A 20,299-nucleotide genomic window follows, 5' to 3' on the forward strand; every position below is an offset into this window, starting at 1 on the left:
ACCACCCACACTAGAAATTATAGAGCCAAAAAATGACCAATCCAACCCGGATGGTCATTTTTTAAACAGTTTCTACAAGTTATTAAATTTATAAACAACATTACCCACGGTGAAACCATATTCTTCGAATACTTTAGTTCCAGGTGCACTTGCTCCCCAACGGTCGATTGTCAATGTATCTCCATCAAGACCAACATATTTTGCCCAACCAAAACTTGAACCTGCTTCAATTGCTAAACGTTTACGTACAGATGATGGTAAAATTTCTTCTTTGTACTCAGAAGATTGTTCATCAAAAATATTTTGACTTGGCATAGAAATAACGCGAACAGATTTCCCTTGTTTTTCAAGCTCTTTTTGAGCTTCAACTGCAAGTAATACTTCGCTACCAGTTGCAATAATAATTCCATCGATTTCACTACCATTTTCTTTACTTACGATGTAAGCTCCATGGTTTACACCTTCTTCTGCTAGTTCTGCAGTATTAGGAATTACAGGTAAATTTTGTCGAGTCAACACTAAGGCAGTCGGTTTTGTCATGCTATTAACTGAACGTCTCCATGCAGCAATTACTTCATTACCATCTGCTGGACGAATTACATCGATATTTGGCATTGAACGAAGGCTTGCAAGTTGCTCAATAGGTTCATGTGTTGGACCATCTTCTCCAACAGCAATAGAATCATGAGTTAATACATATGTAACTGGTAATTCTTGTAACGCTGCCATTCGAATTGCTGGTAACATATAATTTGAAAATACGAAGAATGTTCCACCGTATACACGAGTTCCACCATGTAGAGCAATACCATTCATTGCAGCAGTCATAGCAAATTCACGAACTCCAAACCAAATATTTCTACCAGCATAGTTTTCTGCTGTAAAGTCATCTTCTGATTTCATCATTGTGTTATTTGATGCTGATAAATCGGCAGATCCACCCCAAAGGTTAGGCATCTGATCAGCTAATTGTTGAATTACTTCTTGGCTTGTTACACGGCTAGCTGATGAAGTTCCCTCTTCATACTTAGTGATATCAAGTTCTGGAGTTTTATTTTCAAATGCTTTAGCATACTGCTCAGCAAGTTCTGGATACTCCAATGCATATTTATCAAAAAGTTCTTGCCAGTTCGCTTCTAATTTAGCTCCACGGTCCTTAACACCTTCATTAAATCTTGCTTCAACCTCTTCTGGAACCGTAAATTCAGGATAATCCCATCCGTAAGTCTTTTTAGCGTAAGCAATTCCTTCTGCACCTAAAGGAGCACCATGCACACTTGAAGTACCTTGTTTTTCAGCACCAAATCCAATAATTGTTTTAACTTCAATGATTGTTGGTTTATTTTTTTCAGCCTTAGCTGCTTCGATTGCTGAGGCAATTTCTTCTAAATCATTGCCATCTTTTACAAGAATATGTTGCCAACCATAAGATTCAAAACGAAGTTGAACATTATCAGAGAATGATTTGTCAAGTGGTCCATCTAATGAAATATCATTTGAATCATATAAAAGCACCAGTTTACCAAGTTTTAATTGTCCTGCAAGACTTGCTGCTTCTTGAGAAACACCTTCCATTAAATCACCATCACCGTTTATAGCATATGTATAATGATCAACGATATCAAAACCTGGTTTATTATATGTTGCTGCTAGGTGTGCTTCTGCCATTGCCATACCAACTGCATTTGCAATCCCTTGTCCTAGAGGACCAGTTGTTGCTTCGACACCATCTGTCCAATCAACTTCTGGATGACCAGGAGTTTTAGATCTCCATTGACGGAAATTTTTTAAATCATCAATTGATAGATTATATCCTGCTGTATGTAATAAACTATAAAGTAAAGCTGAACCATGTCCTGCTGAAAGGACGAAACGATCACGGTTTGACCATTCTCTACCTGTTGCTGGATTTACGTTTAAAAATTTATTCCATAGAACATAAGCCATAGGTGCTGCACCCATAGGTAGTCCTGGGTGACCAGAATTCGCTTTTTGGATTGCATCAATAGACAGTGTTCTTAAAGTATTTACTGCAAGTTGATCGACATTATCAAATTTCATCTTTTACTCTCCATATTTTTATCAAAATAACCAATCTTATGACTGGTTATATTCTTTATTATTATAACATATTTATTTACTGACCGTAGTAAGCGTTAGCTCCATGTTTTCTAAAATAGTGCTTATCTAATAAATATTGAGGAATCTCATCTTTATTAAGATTTAAGAATTCGGTTATTGATATTCTATAAAAAAATCCCGTATATAAACGGGTATTACTTATCCTTAAAAATACTATTCATTTTTAATGGAATATTTTCTTTTTGAGGTGCAGGACTTTTTTTCTTTCCTTCTTGTTTCTTATGAGCTTGTCGAAGTTCATTAATTTGATCTGGAGAACCAGTAACTTTTCTTGGTTTAAATAATTTCATAAAATAACTCTCCTTTTTACTTTGCTTGTGAATAAATTACATCCTTCTTTAACCATATTTTAACATACTTCATTTGTACTGGTAAATAGTAATTAAAAAAAACATTAAAAAGACTTAGATTTCTTAGTTCTAAGTCTTTTAATTTCTAAAAGCTGTGTCCTCCACCACCAAATGTTCCACCACCGGTAGTATGTGTAGTTGATCCACCTCCTGATGATCCACCTCCCGTGAAATTATTTGAATTATCTCGATGAATTCTCCTTGTAGTTACAAACGTATTAATAAGAGAATCATTTGAGGTATTTAATTTTAATTTATAATTATTTTGCCAATCATATTTATAGGGAACTTTCTTCACCTTGTATCTAGAACGTGTTGTAAAAATTACTCCAAATGTTGCTGCAAGACTTGCAACTATTGATCCAAAAATTGTTGTAGAAACCGGTGTTTTAACTTTAGTTCTAGTAACTTCCCCTGTTTCTTCATCAATTCTAAAATGACCTTTTTCTATGCCATCTTTTACATACTGCTCAGTATCATTTAGAAATATTTGAGCACCTGAATAGTAGTTCTGATCAGTCGCTAATGGGTATGCTTGGTTTATAATATTATCAATTCTTTTATCAGATAAAAAATCAATCATTATTCCTGAAGTTGAAATCCAAAGATTCCGTCTCTCCATATCAATCAGAAAAATTGCAGCATTTTTATCTTTCCCCAGGTTATCAAGAATATAATAATCAGCGTACGTTCTACTACTACCACGATCATTTTCTGTAATTGTTACAATGGCTATAGCTGATTTACTAGTTTCTTCAACCTCTTTTATTTTTTCTTCAAGTTGAGTTTTTTGCTCAGGTGTAAAAAGATTTGCTTTGTCGTCTACTCTTGTAGAAAAAGTTTCATAAGCAAATACTGGATTAGCAAATATAAATAGCGCTCCAACAAATAGAAGGAAAGTCAGAATTATTTTTTTCATCAAATGTTACCTCCTAAATATAGACCTACTAATGTTGCAAGAGCAAATACTGCTAATGCAATATAAATAAACTTTTTATAGTCAATTGGAAACTCACCACTAACTTTTCCTGTTTGTCCATTCATTGCATAATAGTAAACATTTTTTGATTTATCATTACTTTGATATGTTAAAAGCCAAACTGGTAATAATGTGTATTCTGTCCTAATTGCAGATAATTCCATATCAGCTTGATATCTCTTCAATGAATCATAGTCAGCAACTGTTTCACGCATTATTGTTCCCGAATATTTTCCAAGCTCATCCTTTACCTTATCATTCATTTGACCATACTCAATATCTCGCTTTTCAGCTTGAAAGCCAGCTAAATATTGACTCTTGAATGGAATAGATTCGCCTAACTCATATGGTTGTACAGCTTCTACAAAACCTTGTTTTGTATTTTTTTCCAAGGCATTTTTCACCATATCTCGGAAAACAATAGAACCTTGTCTCTCAGCCATGAACTCTTTAGTTTCAGTATACTCAATATCTCCTACAGTCCATATTCTATATTGATAACCTATAGTTTCAACTTGTCCTTCAATTTGAGCTTTGATAACCCAATATGGAAAATAAACGCCTGTCATTAACGAAATCTGTTTCTTGTTAAAGAAATTCTTTGGAATGAATCTTTTCTTTGTAGTTAAAGATAAAAATGTTTCAATCGCTTCATCTTTTTCAATTTTAAAAGGTAGTATTTTATCAGGCATGTATTTACCTGATACCCTCCCAGTGAGTACTACAGGGTTATGGCAATAGTAACAATAGGTTGCAGCTGTTGTAGAGTCAGTGACAATCTGAGCGCCGCAATTTGAACAATTGAAGACTTCCATAACTTGCTCTTCTTCAACTGTCTTTCCATTATCTAAATCAATTTTTTTATCATCAACTTGAGTATTTTCAATTACATCTTCTTCAGTATTATCATGTGCTTCATTACCTGGTTCATTATTAGATGAATTATTTACCTCTTCATTACTAGATTTTGTGGCTTCATTTATCTTGCGTGCCTTATCGTACTTATCAAGTTCTTCTTCTGTGTATGTATTTAAACAATATTCGCAGTGAAAGAGTTGATCTTTTGGATTAAATTTTAAGGGGCCGTCACAACTAGGACATTTATAAGTGAATGTTGAATCCATTTTTATTTTTCCTCTCTAATGGTTTTACCAATCACTTCCTTGTCGTCCTTAGACTGGAAGACCTTGGAATGGTTTACCACAATGTGGACAGAACTTAGGAACACCTGCTGATAAATCAACAATTTCTCCACATTCACTACACTTCATTTCAATTTTTGCAGCACCTGCTGGTACTGGTTTTGCTTGTCCACAGTTTGAACAGAATTTTCCAATATTTTTTGTATCACATTCTGGACATGTCCATGTATCTGCATCATTTTGAGCTACTTTTGCTGCTTCTTCAGCCTGTCTATCCATCTGCGCTTGATTACTTTGGCTAGCTTGTCCGATAATACTTCCACCAGCATTCATTCCCATACCAACGCCGACAAATGCTCCACCTGCTCCATTTGGATTCTTACCTGCTTCTTCGATACCACGCGCAACTGACCCTTGAACATATCCTTCTCGAATACTAGGGTCACCAAGCATTGCACCTTTATTACGCATATTTATTAATTCAGTTGAATCATCAGTATAAGAAATGCTTGCTACTGCAACTGATACTATTTCCATACCACGGTTTTCACGCCATTCATCATCCAAGACATCTGCCATATATTTGCTTAATTCCATGCTCTTAGAAGGAACATATGAAATTCTGATACCATCAGCTGACATTTGATTAACAGTTGATTGAAGTGCTGTTAAGAACTCAGATAGATATTGTTCATTGATATCATTAATATCAACTTGAGTTTGATTTTTAGGAATTGCATTCACATAGAATAATATTGGATCAGTAATTTTAATTGAATAAACACCATGTGCACGTAAGAATAATTCTGCATTATAAAAATTATCGAAATAATTTAAAGGAGCTGGTGTCCCAAATTTAATTCCTTTAATTTCTTGTAAATTGATATAAAAAACTTGTTGCTTTTGGGGAGTTACACCACCAAATTTGAAACGTGAGAATGTTTCTTTAATTGCATCTTTTAATGATCCATTAAAAAGTGAAGGTGCTGCTGCATTTTTAACAGTATAATAGCCTGGCTCTGCAGTATAATCAATTATTTTTCCGCCATCAACTAATAGCATCATCATATTTGGATAAACGTGAATGACTGAACCATCTGAGATAACATCTTCAGTTCCATGTGTGTTTGAGCCACGACGAGAGTCCTTACGAACTGCTACACCTTTGGTCATAACAGTTGTATCACCCATATTTTCTGGTTCGATGACTTCTAGCCATTGATCCCCTAAACCACCACTTACAGTATCTACTGCTGCCTTAATTAATCCCATGTTTCTTCTCCTCAATTGTTAATTTTTTAATAACTACATTATATCATATTAATGTAAGCCTTTTTAAGACTTAAGTATGAAAATTTTATAATATAACATAGTTAATTTTAGTCAAAGTCTTATTTCTTTATAGATAATTCTTATAATGATAATATTAGTTATCAAATCATATATCAAAAAGGAGAATTATGTCAAAACAAACTACAGACGCTGAAATCATTAATAATTATTTTGTGCAAGCTGAAACAAAAGGATTTACTTACGATTTAGACTATATTGAAAAAGATCCTACCGTCGTCAGTCAGGGAGCAACACCAACTGATATGCTTTTAGTATCTTTAGCATCTTGCCACCTAATGACCCTTGTTTCCTTCTTCAATCTCAAAAAAGTTCCTTATTCAATATTGAAAGCTCATATAGATGGCGAGTTTTCATATAAAAGTGAAGCATGGTTTTTAGATGCCACAGTGATTATTACTACAAATGCTCAACTTAATTCTGAACAGATAAATGAAGCTCAAAAGTTTATTCATCGTCATTGTAAGATATCAAGTATTCTCAGTCAAAATAATGACATTAATTTAGAAATTAATATTATTTCATAAACAAAAAATCCTTTTCAATTAGAGAAGGATTTTAAAATTCTGATTTTCTCATATTACTTCTATTTTCCAAGAATTCTTCTTTCACAGTTTCAAGACGCTCATCATTACTGATCTGTGAAAGCTTATAACCGATAAAAAACGGTGATGTGATAAATCTAGGAACCACTTTACATATATATTTTCCACTAATTAAATAAAAGAATAAATTATAGGATATGCACCTTCCATCAAAGTATCTACCCAATAAATAGTTTGTAACCTCTTTTACACCATCAGCCAAAAAATCAATTTGTGAACTATCTGAAATAATGATATTAAACTCAGAATATCCCATTATCGGATCAAGAGATATATTAATTTCAGCATTTTCAAAAGTTTCATCTAAGATTTTTAGACCAAGAAAATTTTCCTGTATGACATTTTGATAGGCATCAGTATGATTAAGACCGACAATCTGCATATGTGGATGACGAAGACTGCCACCAGATAAAGGACCAAAGTTCTTAAAAAGTATAACTGTCTCAAATTTTTCAGAAGCAATCGTCTCCAACCAGTGAGAAATTGAAAACTTAAACAACTTGCGATTGTGTTCATAGGTGTAACTAGAAATGTCACCCTCATGATTACTTGATTCGATAATTACTGTTTGATAAGTATCTTCAATCGTTGGATATTTGTTATCTAACCAGATAATGTCACCATCTGTTGCCAAGATATTTGTTAATGTATCTGTATTACAGAAGGGACAAACACTATTATTATTAGGTTTTTCCTTGGCAACTTTTGGATTGAATACTAGAGGTTTGTTTTTCATAAGAATTTCTTTCTAAATCATATAGCAAAAATCCACCTAATCGGTTTAGACTTGGCGATTAAGTGGATTCTTTTTAATTAGTCATTCAAATCTTCTAAAGTTCTTCCATGAATTCCTTTTTCAGCTTGAACTTTCTTTAATTTGTCAGGAGTAACATCGTTTCCTTCTTCGTCAACAACTTTTACGCCTTCAATTTGAGAACGTAAGCTTCCTTTTACACCTTCAATATAGGCTTTGCGAAGTTTAGCTTGTTCTTCTAATTCTTCAGGAGTCAATCCTTCAGCTTTTTTCTTACGAGCTAGCTCGTTAATACGATTGATATGTTCATCAGTAATTGCCATAATAGCACCTCATTTACTTATTCTATAATATGATTATAGTTAATTGACTTTCAACTTGCAAAAATTTAAGTTATTTTGTATTGATTTTTGAAAAATCAGCAACCTTTTGTGCCTTATTATTAAGGTCTGAAAGTAGGCTAAGACGATTATTCTTAAGTTTTTTATCTTCAGTCATAACCATTGTATTTTCGAAGAAATCTGAAATTGGTTTTGCAAGATCAAATAGATTATCAATATTTTCTTCTGCATTTTCACCAATATTAACTGCTTGGATTGCTTTGAATAGAGCTTTTTCGCTGTCATTTTCAAATAGTGATTCTTCAATAACTGGAGTACCTTCAAGTTTCCCTGCCATATTAGCTACACGAGCAAGTGCTTCAACTGACTCTTTAAAGCCGTCTTTTTCAGACTTAGCTGTAAGAATCTGTGCATTCTCAGTAAGGCTTGCAATATCTAGGCTTCCAGTAGCAATAACTGCGTCAATGATATCACGACGAGCACGACCTTCAAGAATTTTAGCAACACGGGCACGAATGAATTCCATTACTGCTTTACGATTTCTGTACTTGAATCCATTGATACGAAGCGGGTAAAGTTCATCAATAATTTTATCAAGTTCAATATCCCAGTTCTTATCTTCAATAATTCTTACGATACCTTGTGTTGCACGACGGAGAGCATAAGGATCATTAGAACCACTCGGAATTAAATCAACTGTGATGAAGCTTAATAATGTATCTAACTTATCAGCAACTGATAAAATTGCTCCAATTTCACTTTCTGGAAGTTCTCCATCAGCTGATAAAGGCATGTATTGTTCTCTAATAGCTGCTGCAACTTCCTCATCTTCACCAGCAAGAAGGGCATATTTTTCACCCATAACACCTTGAAGTTCAGGGAATTCACCAACCATATTTGTAAGTAAATCAAACTTATAAATATCAGCAGCACGATCAATCTTTTCAATTTTATCTTCACTAAGCATTAAATGACTTGCAAGTTTTTCAGCAATAACTTTAGTACGTCCCATATGGTCATAAATTGAACCAATCTTTTCATGGAAGGTAACCTTTTTAAGTTTTTCAACTAGATCTTCAATTTTAAGTTTTTGATCTTCACGCCAGAAGAATTCACCGTCTTCAAGACGAGCTACAAGAACTTTTTCATTTCCTGAAATTACGTTATCAATGTGTTCTGCATTACCGTTTCTTACAGATACAAAATTTGGTAGTAAGTCACCTTGGTTATCACGAACTTCAAAATAACGTTGGTGCTCACGCATACTTGTTACTAAAACTTCATCTGGAACATCAAGATATTTTTTATCAAAACTTCCAATGAATGCTGTTGGATATTCAACAATATTATTAACTTCTTCTAAAAGACCTGGTTCTAAATACATTTGCCAGTCATTTTCTTTAGCTAGAGCATCAATTTGATTTGTGATTTCTTCTTTACGAACATCAGCGTTAGCTACAACAAAGTTATCAGCCAAATCTTTTTCGTAATCAGAAGCATTTTTAATTACAATATTATTGTTAGCTAGGAAACGATGTCCACGGCTAACATTTGATGCAGTATCTTCTAGGATGCTGAATGGTACAACTTGATCATTATAAAGTGATACTAACCATTGAATTGGACGGACAAATAATAAAGTATTATTTCCCCATTTCATATAAGTAGAAAAGTTCATTTTTTCAATTACATCAGAACCAACTTTTTCTAGAATTTCACTTGTCACAACACCTGGTGTATGCTTATCAGCATATAGGTAGCCATTTTCTTCTACCAAGTCATCAGGATTTACACCTTGACCACGTGAGAAACCAAGCACTGCCTTAGACCAATTTCCTTGATCATCTTTAGCAATCTTCATTGATGGACCTTTTACTTTTTCAGTAATATCTTCAGATTCTTCCGCAAGTCCATTCACCAAGACAGCCAAACGACGCGGTGTAGAGAATTTAGTGATTGATTCAAAGTCCACACGGTTTTCTGCAAGGAATTTTTCCATACGTTCTGCCAACTGGTTAATTGAAGGAGTAACCAAGTGTGCAGGCATTTCCTCAAGACCAATTTCTAATAAATATTCTGCCATTATTCTTCTCCTTCACCTGTTTTTTTGCTATATTTTCCATTTTCTCCAAGATATTTTTCTCGTAAATCTTCATCTTTAAGAAGAGGGAAACCAAGTTTAGCACGCTCATCAATAAATGTTCTAGCTACTTTTCTAGCCATAGCGCGTACACGGTGCAAGTAACCAGCACGTTCTGTAACTGATACTGCTCCTGCCGCATCTAATAAATTGAAGGTATGTGACGATTTGAGTATGTAGTCATATGCTGGGTGAACTAGACCAAGGTCAAGCAATTTAGTAGCTTCTGCCTCATATGTATCAAATAGTGTCAAAAGCATTTCTTGATCACTGTCTTCGAAGGCGAATTTTGAGTGTTCATATTCTGGCTCTTTAAAGATATCTCCATAAAGAACTCCGTTCCCCCATTCAAGGTCATAAACGCTATCAACTTCTTGAATGTAGCTTGCAAGACGTTCAAGACCATATGTGATTTCAGAAGTTACTGAATCAACTTCGATACCACCAACCTGTTGGAAGTAAGTAAACTGAGTAACTTCCATACCATCAAGCCATACTTCCCATCCGATACCAGCACAACCCATTGATGGGTTTTCCCAGTTATCTTCAACGAAACGAATATCATGTTCAAGTAGGTTAATTCCAAGAGCTTCAAGCGATTGTAGATACAATTCTTGAATATTTTTTGGACTTGGTTTCATTACAACTTGGAACTGGTGATGTTGAAATAAGCGGTTTGGATTTTCACCGTAACGACCGTCTGCTGGACGACGGCTTGGTTGTACGTACGCAGCATTCCATGGTTCTGGTCCATTTGCTCTTAAGAAAGTATAAGGACTCATTGTTCCAGCTCCGACTTCATTGTCGTAAGCCTGCATTAGGTTAGCACCTTGTGCACTCCAAAATTCTTGAAGTGTTAAGATGATTTCTTGGAAAGAAAGTTTTTTAGACATGTTTTCTCCTTTTATAAGAATGATTTCAACAAGTTTTGAGAACAGTGGATGATTTATTCAAATTAAAAATCGCCCACTGTGCTCATAATAAACATATAAGCACAGGGACGACTATATCGCGGTTCCACCCTGATTTACAAAATCATAAATAGATTTTGCCTTCATTCGTGATTTAATTTTTTTCTAATATTATGCGCCTCATAAATCCATGCATGCTTTCACTATTCATGCTCGCTAAATCTGATTTACTTATTCATAATGATATAGATAGTTTAACAAAAATAGATATTTTGTCAAATTATTTACTATTTTTAGGAAAACGAAATAATAATTTTAATCTCTAATATGTTTGAAATAGTCAGATTGTTTCTGATAAAAATCGAGTAATTGGACTTCAAATACCTCCTCAAGTAACGATTTAGTAGCAATATCAGTAAATAATCCTTGTTTGACTATTTGGCCTTCTTTCATAAAGATAACTTGATCTGTTAGCGAAAGAGCAAGAGGTAAATCATGAAATACCCCTATTACATTTTTATTCTTACTCTTTGACCATTCCCTCAAATAGTTAATTAATTCTATTTGATTCTTTAAATCTAAATGATTATTCGGTTCATCTAAAAGTAGTATATCAGGATTTTGAGCAAGGTTTTTAGCTAGAAAAACTCTTTGCTGTTGCCCGCCTGATAAAGAATTTATCGACCTATTTGATAGTTCATATAGATCACTAAGTTTAAGGGCATCCTCAACAATTTTTCGATCTTCAGAATTTACAGTAGGAAACAGGCTTTTGCTTTTTAACTGACTATAACGTCCCATCATTACAGTCTCATAGACTGAATAATCAAAAGCAACATTTGTAAATTGACTCATCATACTTAATTTCTTTGCTAAATCTTTTCTCTTCAAAGTTTGAATATCAACATTATCTATTGAAATTTTTCCCTCATACGTTATTAATCCAGCAATTGCTTTAAGAAGAGTAGTTTTGCCACAGCCGTTTTGTCCAAGGATACAGATATTTTCTCCGTCTGCAATTGTTAGGTTTATATTTTTTAATATTTGTTTATCTTGAACTCTTACAGATAAATTCTCTATCTTAATCATAATGAATTTCTCCTTTTTCCAAAAAATACATACATGAAAAACGGAGCTCCAATTAATGCAGTTACGGCACCAACTGGTATTTCTCTTGGAGATAATAGGCTTCTAGAAATCACATCAGCAAGTACCATCATTCCACCACCGAGAAGAGCACACATTGGTATCAGCCATTTATGTGTAGCACCAAATATTTTTCTCACAATATGTGGTGCTATAAGGTCAATAAATCCTATAACACCAACAAAAGAGACAGAAGCACCTGTTAACAAAGAAGCAATTATCATTACTTTAAACTTCACTTTATTAACTTCTAAACCTGCTATTTTCGCCTGTTCCTCTCCAAAGGATAATATATCTAATTCATTCGATGTTCCCCATAAAATGGTAATTCCTAATACAGTTATAGGAAGAAGTACACCAACTTTTTCCCATGAGCTTCCAGAAAAACTTCCCATCTGCCAAAAAACTAGCTGTTGAAGATGTGATTGTGCAAAGGCAGTTATCATAGTTATTATCGCTCCTACAAATAACGTTATAACCATTCCGACTAAAATTACCGTCTGATTGCTCAAACTATTATCTAGTTGCTTACTAATTGATAGAACAATTAAAACTGTAAGTAATCCAAATATAAATCCAGTGGTTGGTAGCAAATAAATTGAAATTATTGGAATTGAAATCCCACTTATAATAATCAATGCAGCGCCCAAGGAAGCACCTGATGATACCCCTAAGGTATAAGCTGATGCCAATGGATTACTTAAAAGTGATTGCATTACTGCACCACTGACTGCTAGAGATGCTCCAACAAGAAAGGATAGAGCAACTCTTGGAAACCTCACATTTACCAATATACTTCTAATTATTGGATCTTGTTCACTTTGTATATTTGTCCCAAATATTACTTGATAAATGTCACCCAAAGATACTTGAACACTACCTACTCTAATCCCCAGAAAAACTATCACTAGAGTCAAAAGAATTGCAAATATCAATCGGGTTTTTTTAGTCATTCTTTAAGTCCTTATATTCATCAGGATATACTGATTTAGCCATTTGTTTTAATGCTTTTGTAATGTGATTATTTGGTAAAGTACTTGAATTTGTATCAATTTGATAAACAGCTTTGTTTTTAACAGCTGGTACTTGTTCCCAACCTTTGGCATTAAGAATATCCCCAACAGGATCTTTTGTATAGTTAACACTTGTCAAAATAACATCTGGTTTACTTGCAATCGCTGCTTCTTGAGTAACTGGTACCCATCCTTTTTGATCAGCTAAAACATTTTCAGCACCAATAGTTTCAATCATTTCATTTAAGAATACTCCACTACCAAAACTATAGATATCTGGAGCTGCGGCGATTTCAAATAGTACTTTTTTCTTTTTATCAATCTTGCTTCCGATAGTTTTTACTTCTTCAATTTCACTTTCCATAGTATCAACTAATTTTTTACCTTCTTCAGGCTTAGAAAGTGTATCAGCAATAAACTGAACATCTTTTTCAATTGCATCAATACTTGTACTTGTTGGAATATCAATTACAGTAATTCCAGCATCTTTAACTTGTTTCCATACACTCTCAGCAGATTGTTTGTTAAGATCACTTATATAAACCATTTCAGGTTTTAGAGCAATAAGTTTTTCTGCATCAACAGACATCATGTCAAATTGAGGTAGTTTATCAACTCCTTCAGTTGAATTCATGCTTTGATTATCAACTCCAATTAGCAAGTCCTTATCACCTAATTCATCAATAACTTGAGTAACTGAAGGAACTAATGAAACGATTTTTGAAGCTTTTTCAGGAATTTTAATGTCATCTCCTGCACGGTCTTTTGTTGGCAAAACAAACTCTTGCTTAGCCTTATCATCTGATTTCTTCGCGTCCTTACTAGTTGAACAACCTCCTAATACAAGAACTGAGCTTAGTCCCATTACTAGAGCAAGTGATTTCATCCATTTTTTCATTTTTAATCCTCTTTCAAATTTTTATTTTTACCAATTTCCCTTGTGGAAATTGATTATCCCAATAGTTATTTTTTCTTATATCCTGAGCAATGGTTCTTAAAACACCTAAATGACCAACTATTACTATTGTTTTATTGCAATATTTTTGTTGCAATATCTTCCATTCTTTTAAAATTCTTTTTTGAAAAGAATGGTAGTTTTCCCCTTGTTCGGGACTAAGATCCTGCCAATCTTTCATCCAGCGGTCCCACGAATATGGATAGCTACTTTGAATCTCATCAGCAGTCAATCCTTCCCACGCTCCAAAATCAAATTCGTTTAAATTGGGAATAATGATTGGGTTTGCTTGTGGAAAAATTATCTGTGCTGTATTTATTGTTCTAGTTTTTTGACTAACAAAAAGGTGATCAAAAGTAAGATTTACATATTGTTCGTGCATTTCTCTTGCTTCTTTTCTCCCTTCTTCATTTAAATCAACATCAATGTTTCCATAAAAACAATGTTTTTTATTTAATGATGTTTGGCAATGTCTCATGAGGTAAATTTCCACTTTAATATGCTCCAATCAAAGTCCACAGAAATACAATCTGAGCTATGCAATTAAATGCACCTAAAGTATCCCCATTCATGCCTTTAACCTTACTATAGACATACTTTTTATACAAAAAGGTAACTACTAGTATAACAAAGTAGCAAATTATACCTTTTAGACCAAATAATAAATATATAAAAATTAAACATATAAAATTACTTATAAGAATTGATGAATTAGATACATTTAAAAATATAGTCCCTAATCCATTTTCACTTCCGGCATAGTCCATTTTATAGAATAGATTGCTGATTCCCCACTTACCAATCAATGGTAAAATGAAAACTATTTTTATAATTAATGATTGACTAAAATTAATGGAAAAAAAGGGAGTGATAAGGAGTAAATAATAGAAAATTAATGCAATTACACCATTACTACCAACTCTACTATCCTTCATTATTTCGAGCATTCTATCTGAACTTCTTGCTGAAAATAGACCATCTGCTGTATCTGCTAATGCATCTTGATGAAATGCTCCAGTCAAAAAAGCATCAGTTATAAGAACGATTATAAAGGACATTGATTTTGGAAAAAGCATTGTGCCGATCAAAAAAACAATGACTTCAATAACTCCTAGTAGAGCCCCAACCAGTGGAAAAAGTCCTACACTTTTCCTAAGATGAACTGCAAAATCCGGTATCTCTATAAGAATTGGAAGTCTAGTGAAGAATTGAAGCGCCGATAAATAATCTTTTATCATTTTATTTTTTGCGAGATTCCACAAACAACGAAATAAACATTCTCGGCTTCCTTTCCGATTTTTTGATTAATTTTCCCTAATAAATCTTGGAACCATCTGCCCATCTTAGATATAGGCACTACTCCTGAGCCTACTTCATTAGTCACAATCCAAAAATCAATGTCTGTTCGTTTAATTTCTTTTAAAATTTTGCTCCATTCGAGAAAGATTTTTTCTTCCATGTCAGATAGTTGCTTATTGTTTAATAATTCAAAGTCCAAACTTAAAAGTTGCTCTTCTTTTAAATAATGGAAAAATAAATTAGTCGTCATGACTGTTACACAATCTAAAATCATATTTGGATATTTTCTTGAATTTTTTTCAATAAATTCAGCTATATTCAAATATCTTTCTTCAGTATGCCATTTTTTATTTCTTGACTCTTGATGTCTTCTAATTCTCTCTTCCATCTCTAAGTCAATTGTTTCCTGTACGCCTGTTGCAATGTAAGCAACGTTTTCTCTTTCATTTAATTGTGATTCAGCAAATGAAGACTTTCCGCTTTTGGCTCCCCCTGTGACAAGTGAAATTGTCATATTATTCACCCTTTCTTATCATGCATCCAATTTTTTCAATAGCTATATTATCAATAGTATTTTCATTGATACAATAGCTTGTTAATAAAAGAAAGCTTGTAGCTGGACCTGCTGACTTACTAAGGGTCTCTAGGTCTTTCCAAAGTTTAAATTCATACTCCTTGTAAATTTTTTTCACTTGTTCAAGTTCACTATAAATTCCTCCTGAACCAGCCGGTATTACTTCAATAATTTTTTTATCAGCTTTAATTTTTTTTATCAAATTATAGTTTGGAATATTTGTTATATTTTCAATAACTTCTTCACCAACAAATGAATTTCCTAACTGATAAAGCATAATTTCTTCAATGTCATTGTTTTTAGACTCTGGCTTCTTATGTGCAACTACTGTAACAGAAGTGGACGTTGTAGTTGTTGGAATATTATCCTCTGTACTACCCATTATAGTAATATCAGAATATCCAGCAATATCAAGTTCAGATTTCATTGCTTCCATCATTTTCATACCTGTAGGCTCTCTTTCAACAGAAAGCGTATTTATTACAAGCTTGGGTTGTGCATTGAATGATAAGATTTCCATTAGTGCTACCCTAAGACATAATGCATTAGTAAGACCAGGATCAACTTTTATGTAATCATTTTCTTTTAAGCCAATTCCTGCACTACTATCACAAGCATACACAATAGATAAATCGTCATTTATATGGTCAATAACTAGATCCCTATACTTTTCCATTATTGGCTCCCTTATTGAAAAATCTAATGACAATTTCTGCAATTAATAAATTAACCAATGTAGCGATTGATAGAGGGACAAAGAAAGCCCACACTGACCACCCAAGGAACATTGTAATAATTAGTAAAGAAAAAGGAACGTTAATAATATATGCTAACAAACTTGCAAATAAGAAATTAAAAATTGAATCACTTCTCCCTCTCACCAGTCCAAACACAAATGAACAAATTCCCATACACAACCCTACAACTATATGTACCGGTAATGTCAAAGGAAAACCTGCTAAAAATGCTGAAATTAGATGTCCAATAAAACCTAAAACAAAACCTGTCTGTGGATTTAGTATAACTGAACCCACGAACGCTGCACATGAATCTAAAGCTATAGATCCAAAGATTTTTATCATTGAACCTATGACACTAACTGCTAGTAATAAAGCAGTTAGTGTTAACTTTTTTGTACTGGTGTCCTTAATACCTTATCCTCCTTATTCATTATTTATCAAAAAAACCATCTTCTATTTTTATAGAAGATGGTTTTCAACAACGCTTTAATAATAACATTAATAAGTCTAGCGAAGTCGAACATCTTTCTCCTACAAAAGAAATATTCACTTACTAAACCGGTATCCTGACTCATTATCACTTTACTCCTAGACCTTCCAAGAATTTTTCTTGTGGTATTCTAGTTTCATCAAATTTACAGTAGGTAGGCCTGTTGAGGATTTAAACCTCATTCCCTGACATTTAATAAGTTATTTTTGTGTCTTCGTTGACCACTAATTAATGCTATTAAACTCCGTTGTTTAATATAATTCTATTATAGTTAATCACACCTATAAGTCAATATGTCATAAACTTAAAATTAATAAGTTAATTACATATATAATACTTAATATTAATTTTGCTTGATTATTTGCTCATAAACTAACTATTCCAATCAGCTGGATATGTAACATAGATAAATCTTGCGTCACCTTCTACAGAAAATTGTATTGAATTACCTTTAGGAATCAATATTATTTCCCCTGGACCCGCTGTTGTTTTTCTACCATCAACAATCACTGATAGTGTTCCTTCAATAATATAATCAACCTCATCATATTCAAGTCTCCAATCAAAAGTTGTATCTTTCATTACCATTAAGCCACAACCTAATCTTGGACTTTCCTCAAGTGTTACAAGATCCTTGCAATAAACCCTATCTAATGGATTCCCTGTATCTAAACGATCATCTTCTGACACGTTCAATTTTGGTAAGGCAATTGAAAGTACTCCACTTGGATCAACATGTTTAGTTGAAGATGACATTTGTTCCATGAGAACTTCTCTAACTATTTTTTCAATCACTGAACGATCCATAATTTTTTCTCCTAGCTTATTATATTATTAAGCTTTTTTATCATCATTTTTTATAAATTTATTTGCTACAAACATAGCTACAAAGATGGCAGTAACTCCACCTACTAGCTTACCTACTATCATTGGAAAAATCATATCTTTAGCAACACCAGCAGTAAATCCTAAATGATCTCCTAAGACAAATGATGCTGATACAGCGAATGCAATGTTGATAATTTTCCCTCTTGGGTCCATATCTTTAAGCATTTGTAACATTGGGATATTATTTGCAAGTGTAGCAACCATTCCAGCAGCAGCAACTTCATTCATTCCAAGAAGTTTACCCATTTTCATCAATGGTTTATTAAATATTTTTGTAACTGCAAATACTAGACCAAATGCGCCTGCTAATGTTAATGCAATTCCACCAACAACTTCAATACCTTCTTGGATTGGTGCTAATCCGTCAATTACCTTCACTCCAACTAAGAACTCCAATGCCCCTAAAACTAAACCGATTGTTGCAACAATTACAACACCTTGTCCAAAAACACTAAATCCTTTAATCATACCATCTGGGAAGAATTTTAATCCCAGAGCAATTAATACCGCAACTAGAACTATTGGAATAAGATTTTTGATTATCATTGTTAAATCAAAACCTGCTACTAATCCTCCAACAAGACACCCTATCGGTATAGTAATTATCCCAGAAAGAACCCCAGTTGCTAGATATTTACGATCTTCTTTTTCAATAATTCCTAATGCTACTGGAATTGTAAATACAATTGTTGGTCCTAACATTGCTCCTAGAATAGTACCTGCAAACAAACCTGCATCTGGAGTTTGAGCAAGTTCTTTTGCTAACTGAAATCCCCCCATGTCATTTGCAAGAAGTGTAGTAGCAAACATGGCGGGATCTGCTCCTAATGCTGTATATAATGGTACAACTACTGGTTTCAAAATATTTGATAATACAGGAGCTAGGGTAATAATTCCGACCATTGACAAAGCCAATGAACCCATTGACATTATTCCTTCTTCAAATTGTTGCCCAAGTCCAAGCTTATTTCCTATACATTTATCAACTGCACCTAGAACCAAGAAGAAAGCAATGATGTACATTATAATTTCGTTAATACTCATTTAGTATCTCCATTAACTTTTATTAAGTTCCACAGAATCAATGATACCTATTATTGTTGCATCTATTGGAATCTCTGGATTTTCGAGCGCAACTCTTGCTGCACTACCTGTTGTGATAAGAACATTATCATCCAAACCTGCTCCAATTATATCAGCCGCAACTACACTACTAGTAATTTTTGTAATGGGATCCTTAATCTCAACAATTAAAAATTTTAATCCACTTAAATGTTCAGCTTTACGTGTTGCCCACAGACTTCCTTTTACTAGACCAATTTGCATAACAATTGTCCTTCCTTTAACTTTATATTTGATATTTCTTATTTTCTTACTAAATTATCTCTTATACCTACAGATACAAATACACTATGAAATTGATATAAATTCAGCTCCGTATCTATACAACTTCTCTTCTAAATCCAAAATTTGTTTGCGGAAACCATATTTAGAATCATTAAGTACGGATGAGTAATCCCTACCTTCTTTAATAATGTATACTTTTCCACCACGGGACAAAATATTTTGTATTTTTTTCTCTTTATCACTTTCAGCTTGTAAATTTGTAATTCTAGCTAAATTTTCCAAAGAAAAACTATCAACAATATATAATCTTCCATCAAGTTTATAATACTTTTTTGTAAGAAACTTTAATAAGCTTTCATCAGATAAGTCTAAATTTGATTGTCCTATCCTTACAATTAGTGGGTTCTTCAATTCATCTAGGCGTTCTATTACCTTATCTGTAATATAGGAAATTACTTTTTCCATATTTTCCTCTGTAATCAATTTTAGCACCTACTTTACAATGGTTCCTTTGATTCCTTTAGTAAATCCACACGCATTTGCTTCGTCATAGTCTATATGCATAACTGTTGCAAACTTTTCACTTACTCTAATAACTACATCATCAAAGATCAACGACCGATTTTCACCTGCAATTTTTACCTTAACGATATCACCGTGATTGACATTCAATTTCGCTGCATCTTTTTCTGCCACATGAACATGTCTTTGAGCAACAATCAAGCCTTTATCTATTGTAACGCTTCTGTTTCCATTCACTAAAGTAATTCCAGGTGTATTCTCAATATTACCACTTTCACGTATTGGAACTTTTTGTCCTAATGTAAGAGCATCTGTCGCTGATACTTCCACCTGGCTATCTGCTCGCTCGGGTCCGAGAATTACAACATTTTGTAAAACACCTTTTGGTCCAACAAGTGTTAATCTTTCTCTACTTACAAATTGACCTGGTTGAGATAGATATCTATCAAGCTTCAGCTGGTAACCTTCTCCAAATAAAGCATCAATATCCTTTCGTGATAAATGAACATGTCGACCACTTGCTTCAACTAGAAAACTTTGGGATTCGTTCAATTTTTCCGAAATTTTATCAACCAACAAATCGATTAGTTTATCATCCATTTGTTCTAATT

The 20,299-nt window shown here is 33.4% G+C and carries 23 protein-coding genes, 1 pseudogene and 1 riboswitch; of the genes and pseudogenes, 1 reads left to right on the forward strand and 23 read right to left on the reverse strand.

The features are described 5' to 3' along the window. Positions 1 to 72: 72 nt before the first annotated feature. The 6 genes and pseudogenes from tkt to BG261_RS02275 form a co-directional block, all read right to left on the reverse strand. Positions 73 to 2,061: a transketolase gene (tkt, locus tag BG261_RS02260; RefSeq protein WP_070791553.1), complete on the reverse strand. Its 1,989-nt coding sequence runs from the start codon at positions 2,059 to 2,061 to the stop codon at positions 73 to 75. Positions 2,062 to 2,137: 76 nt separating this feature from the next. Beyond that, positions 2,138 to 2,218 (reverse strand): annotated as a pseudogene (gene araD, locus BG261_RS11555) (L-ribulose-5-phosphate 4-epimerase); the annotation flags it as partial. A 58-nt stretch (positions 2,219 to 2,276) separates the two neighbouring features. Beyond that, positions 2,277 to 2,432, reverse strand: a complete 156-nt coding sequence (locus BG261_RS11415; RefSeq protein ID WP_158007169.1) for a hypothetical protein — start codon at positions 2,430 to 2,432, stop codon at positions 2,277 to 2,279. 145 nt (positions 2,433 to 2,577) lie between these two features. Next, entirely contained in the window at positions 2,578 to 3,411 is an 834-nt protein-coding gene (locus BG261_RS02265) for a TPM domain-containing protein (protein ID WP_083318248.1), read from the reverse strand. Next, a complete protein-coding gene (locus BG261_RS02270; protein WP_070791555.1) occupies positions 3,411 to 4,595 on the reverse strand; it encodes an ATP-binding protein in 1,185 nt (394 codons plus the stop codon). The genes BG261_RS02265 and BG261_RS02270 overlap by 1 nt, the downstream gene beginning before the upstream one ends. A gap of 48 nt (positions 4,596 to 4,643) precedes the next feature. Beyond that, positions 4,644 to 5,885 carry an SPFH domain-containing protein gene (locus tag BG261_RS02275; RefSeq protein ID WP_070791556.1) on the reverse strand — a complete coding sequence of 414 codons (1,242 nt, stop codon included), beginning with the start codon at positions 5,883 to 5,885 and terminating at the stop codon, positions 4,644 to 4,646. Positions 5,886 to 6,073: 188 nt separating this feature from the next. On the opposite strand from BG261_RS02275, the gene BG261_RS02280 reads away from it, so the two are divergent. Next, on the forward strand, positions 6,074 to 6,490 hold the full coding sequence (locus tag BG261_RS02280) for an OsmC family protein (RefSeq protein ID WP_070791557.1): 417 nt from the start codon (positions 6,074 to 6,076) through the stop codon (positions 6,488 to 6,490). A 31-nt stretch (positions 6,491 to 6,521) separates the two neighbouring features. Here the strand turns inward: BG261_RS02280 and BG261_RS02285 are convergent, their stop codons facing one another. The 17 genes from BG261_RS02285 to eutD form a co-directional block, all read right to left on the reverse strand. Continuing rightward, on the reverse strand, positions 6,522 to 7,304 hold the full coding sequence (locus BG261_RS02285) for a DUF4931 domain-containing protein (RefSeq protein WP_070791558.1): 783 nt from the start codon (positions 7,302 to 7,304) through the stop codon (positions 6,522 to 6,524). Positions 7,305 to 7,381: 77 nt separating this feature from the next. Continuing rightward, positions 7,382 to 7,645 (reverse strand): DUF896 family protein, encoded by a 264-nt coding sequence (locus BG261_RS02290; protein WP_070791559.1) that lies wholly within the window; start codon positions 7,643 to 7,645, stop codon positions 7,382 to 7,384. A 70-nt stretch (positions 7,646 to 7,715) separates the two neighbouring features. Then, positions 7,716 to 9,749, reverse strand: a complete 2,034-nt coding sequence (gene glyS, locus BG261_RS02295; RefSeq protein ID WP_414653941.1) for a glycine--tRNA ligase subunit beta — start codon at positions 9,747 to 9,749, stop codon at positions 7,716 to 7,718. After that, entirely contained in the window at positions 9,746 to 10,696 is a 951-nt protein-coding gene (glyQ, locus tag BG261_RS02300) for a glycine--tRNA ligase subunit alpha (protein ID WP_070791561.1), read from the reverse strand. Before glyQ ends, glyS begins: the two co-directional genes overlap by 4 nt. A 333-nt stretch (positions 10,697 to 11,029) precedes the next feature. After that, entirely contained in the window at positions 11,030 to 11,803 is a 774-nt protein-coding gene (locus BG261_RS02305) for an ABC transporter ATP-binding protein (protein ID WP_070791562.1), read from the reverse strand. Beyond that, positions 11,800 to 12,813: a FecCD family ABC transporter permease gene (locus BG261_RS02310; protein WP_070791563.1), complete on the reverse strand. Its 1,014-nt coding sequence runs from the start codon at positions 12,811 to 12,813 to the stop codon at positions 11,800 to 11,802. Before BG261_RS02310 ends, BG261_RS02305 begins: the two co-directional genes overlap by 4 nt. Continuing rightward, positions 12,806 to 13,771: a heme/hemin ABC transporter substrate-binding protein gene (locus BG261_RS02315; RefSeq protein WP_070791564.1), complete on the reverse strand. Its 966-nt coding sequence runs from the start codon at positions 13,769 to 13,771 to the stop codon at positions 12,806 to 12,808. The genes BG261_RS02310 and BG261_RS02315 overlap by 8 nt, the downstream gene beginning before the upstream one ends. A gap of 13 nt (positions 13,772 to 13,784) precedes the next feature. Further along, positions 13,785 to 14,306: a histidine phosphatase family protein gene (locus tag BG261_RS02320; protein WP_070791565.1), complete on the reverse strand. Its 522-nt coding sequence runs from the start codon at positions 14,304 to 14,306 to the stop codon at positions 13,785 to 13,787. A 16-nt stretch (positions 14,307 to 14,322) separates the two neighbouring features. After that, positions 14,323 to 15,066 (reverse strand): adenosylcobinamide-GDP ribazoletransferase, encoded by a 744-nt coding sequence (gene cobS / locus BG261_RS02325; RefSeq protein WP_083318253.1) that lies wholly within the window; start codon positions 15,064 to 15,066, stop codon positions 14,323 to 14,325. After that, entirely contained in the window at positions 15,063 to 15,641 is a 579-nt protein-coding gene (cobU, locus tag BG261_RS02330; RefSeq protein WP_070791566.1) for a bifunctional adenosylcobinamide kinase/adenosylcobinamide-phosphate guanylyltransferase, read from the reverse strand. Before cobU ends, cobS begins: the two co-directional genes overlap by 4 nt. A gap of 1 nt (position 15,642) precedes the next feature. Next, positions 15,643 to 16,377, reverse strand: coding sequence for a hypothetical protein (locus tag BG261_RS02335; protein WP_070791567.1), 735 nt, complete (start codon positions 16,375 to 16,377; stop codon positions 15,643 to 15,645). Next, on the reverse strand, positions 16,364 to 16,783 hold the full coding sequence (locus BG261_RS11100; RefSeq protein WP_233278890.1) for an ECF transporter S component: 420 nt from the start codon (positions 16,781 to 16,783) through the stop codon (positions 16,364 to 16,366). The genes BG261_RS02335 and BG261_RS11100 overlap by 14 nt, the downstream gene beginning before the upstream one ends. A gap of 197 nt (positions 16,784 to 16,980) precedes the next feature. Continuing rightward, a riboswitch (cobalamin riboswitch) is annotated at positions 16,981 to 17,142 on the reverse strand. Between the two features lie 161 nt (positions 17,143 to 17,303). Beyond that, on the reverse strand, positions 17,304 to 17,738 hold the full coding sequence (locus BG261_RS02345; protein ID WP_070791569.1) for a EutQ-related cupin domain-containing protein: 435 nt from the start codon (positions 17,736 to 17,738) through the stop codon (positions 17,304 to 17,306). A gap of 27 nt (positions 17,739 to 17,765) precedes the next feature. Further along, on the reverse strand, positions 17,766 to 18,863 hold the full coding sequence (eutH, locus tag BG261_RS02350) for an ethanolamine utilization protein EutH (protein ID WP_070791570.1): 1,098 nt from the start codon (positions 18,861 to 18,863) through the stop codon (positions 17,766 to 17,768). 12 nt (positions 18,864 to 18,875) lie between these two features. Further along, a complete protein-coding gene (locus tag BG261_RS02355; protein ID WP_070791571.1) occupies positions 18,876 to 19,145 on the reverse strand; it encodes a EutN/CcmL family microcompartment protein in 270 nt (89 codons plus the stop codon). Positions 19,146 to 19,229: 84 nt separating this feature from the next. Beyond that, a complete protein-coding gene (locus tag BG261_RS02360; RefSeq protein WP_143603352.1) occupies positions 19,230 to 19,631 on the reverse strand; it encodes a hypothetical protein in 402 nt (133 codons plus the stop codon). A 27-nt stretch (positions 19,632 to 19,658) separates the two neighbouring features. After that, positions 19,659 to 20,288 carry an ethanolamine utilization phosphate acetyltransferase EutD gene (gene eutD / locus BG261_RS02365; protein ID WP_070791573.1) on the reverse strand — a complete coding sequence of 210 codons (630 nt, stop codon included), beginning with the start codon at positions 20,286 to 20,288 and terminating at the stop codon, positions 19,659 to 19,661. Positions 20,289 to 20,299 lie beyond the last annotated feature (11 nt).

The organism is Floricoccus tropicus (genome assembly GCF_001832905.1).
Lineage (GTDB): Bacteria > Bacillota > Bacilli > Lactobacillales > Streptococcaceae > Floricoccus > Floricoccus tropicus.

Coding starts and splice junctions, on each gene's coding strand:
- BG261_RS02265 (WP_083318248.1), bottom strand. CDS start 3,411: ATGAAAAAAATAATTCTGACTTTCCTTCTATTTGTTGGAGCGCTATTT.
- BG261_RS02280 (WP_070791557.1), top strand. CDS start 6,074: ATGTCAAAACAAACTACAGACGCTGAAATCATTAATAATTATTTTGTG.
- BG261_RS02360 (WP_143603352.1), bottom strand. CDS start 19,631: ATGGAAAAAGTAATTTCCTATATTACAGATAAGGTAATAGAACGCCTA.
- eutH (WP_070791570.1), bottom strand. CDS start 18,863: ATGAGTATTAACGAAATTATAATGTACATCATTGCTTTCTTCTTGGTT.
- BG261_RS02305 (WP_070791562.1), bottom strand. CDS start 11,803: ATGATTAAGATAGAGAATTTATCTGTAAGAGTTCAAGATAAACAAATA.
- BG261_RS02315 (WP_070791564.1), bottom strand. CDS start 13,771: ATGAAAAAATGGATGAAATCACTTGCTCTAGTAATGGGACTAAGCTCA.
- glyQ (WP_070791561.1), bottom strand. CDS start 10,696: ATGTCTAAAAAACTTTCTTTCCAAGAAATCATCTTAACACTTCAAGAA.
- BG261_RS02320 (WP_070791565.1), bottom strand. CDS start 14,306: ATGAGACATTGCCAAACATCATTAAATAAAAAACATTGTTTTTATGGA.
- eutD (WP_070791573.1), bottom strand. CDS start 20,288: ATGGATGATAAACTAATCGATTTGTTGGTTGATAAAATTTCGGAAAAA.
- BG261_RS02310 (WP_070791563.1), bottom strand. CDS start 12,813: ATGACTAAAAAAACCCGATTGATATTTGCAATTCTTTTGACTCTAGTG.
- cobS (WP_083318253.1), bottom strand. CDS start 15,066: ATGATAAAAGATTATTTATCGGCGCTTCAATTCTTCACTAGACTTCCA.
- BG261_RS02285 (WP_070791558.1), bottom strand. CDS start 7,304: ATGAAAAACAAACCTCTAGTATTCAATCCAAAAGTTGCCAAGGAAAAA.
- BG261_RS02275 (WP_070791556.1), bottom strand. CDS start 5,885: ATGGGATTAATTAAGGCAGCAGTAGATACTGTAAGTGGTGGTTTAGGG.
- BG261_RS11415 (WP_158007169.1), bottom strand. CDS start 2,432: ATGAAATTATTTAAACCAAGAAAAGTTACTGGTTCTCCAGATCAAATT.
- BG261_RS11100 (WP_233278890.1), bottom strand. CDS start 16,783: ATGATAAAAATCTTTGGATCTATAGCTTTAGATTCATGTGCAGCGTTC.
- BG261_RS02345 (WP_070791569.1), bottom strand. CDS start 17,738: ATGGATCGTTCAGTGATTGAAAAAATAGTTAGAGAAGTTCTCATGGAA.
- BG261_RS02355 (WP_070791571.1), bottom strand. CDS start 19,145: ATGCAAATTGGTCTAGTAAAAGGAAGTCTGTGGGCAACACGTAAAGCT.
- tkt (WP_070791553.1), bottom strand. CDS start 2,061: ATGAAATTTGATAATGTCGATCAACTTGCAGTAAATACTTTAAGAACA.
- BG261_RS02335 (WP_070791567.1), bottom strand. CDS start 16,377: ATGGAAAAGTATAGGGATCTAGTTATTGACCATATAAATGACGATTTA.
- BG261_RS02290 (WP_070791559.1), bottom strand. CDS start 7,645: ATGGCAATTACTGATGAACATATCAATCGTATTAACGAGCTAGCTCGT.
- cobU (WP_070791566.1), bottom strand. CDS start 15,641: ATGACAATTTCACTTGTCACAGGGGGAGCCAAAAGCGGAAAGTCTTCA.
- BG261_RS02270 (WP_070791555.1), bottom strand. CDS start 4,595: ATGGATTCAACATTCACTTATAAATGTCCTAGTTGTGACGGCCCCTTA.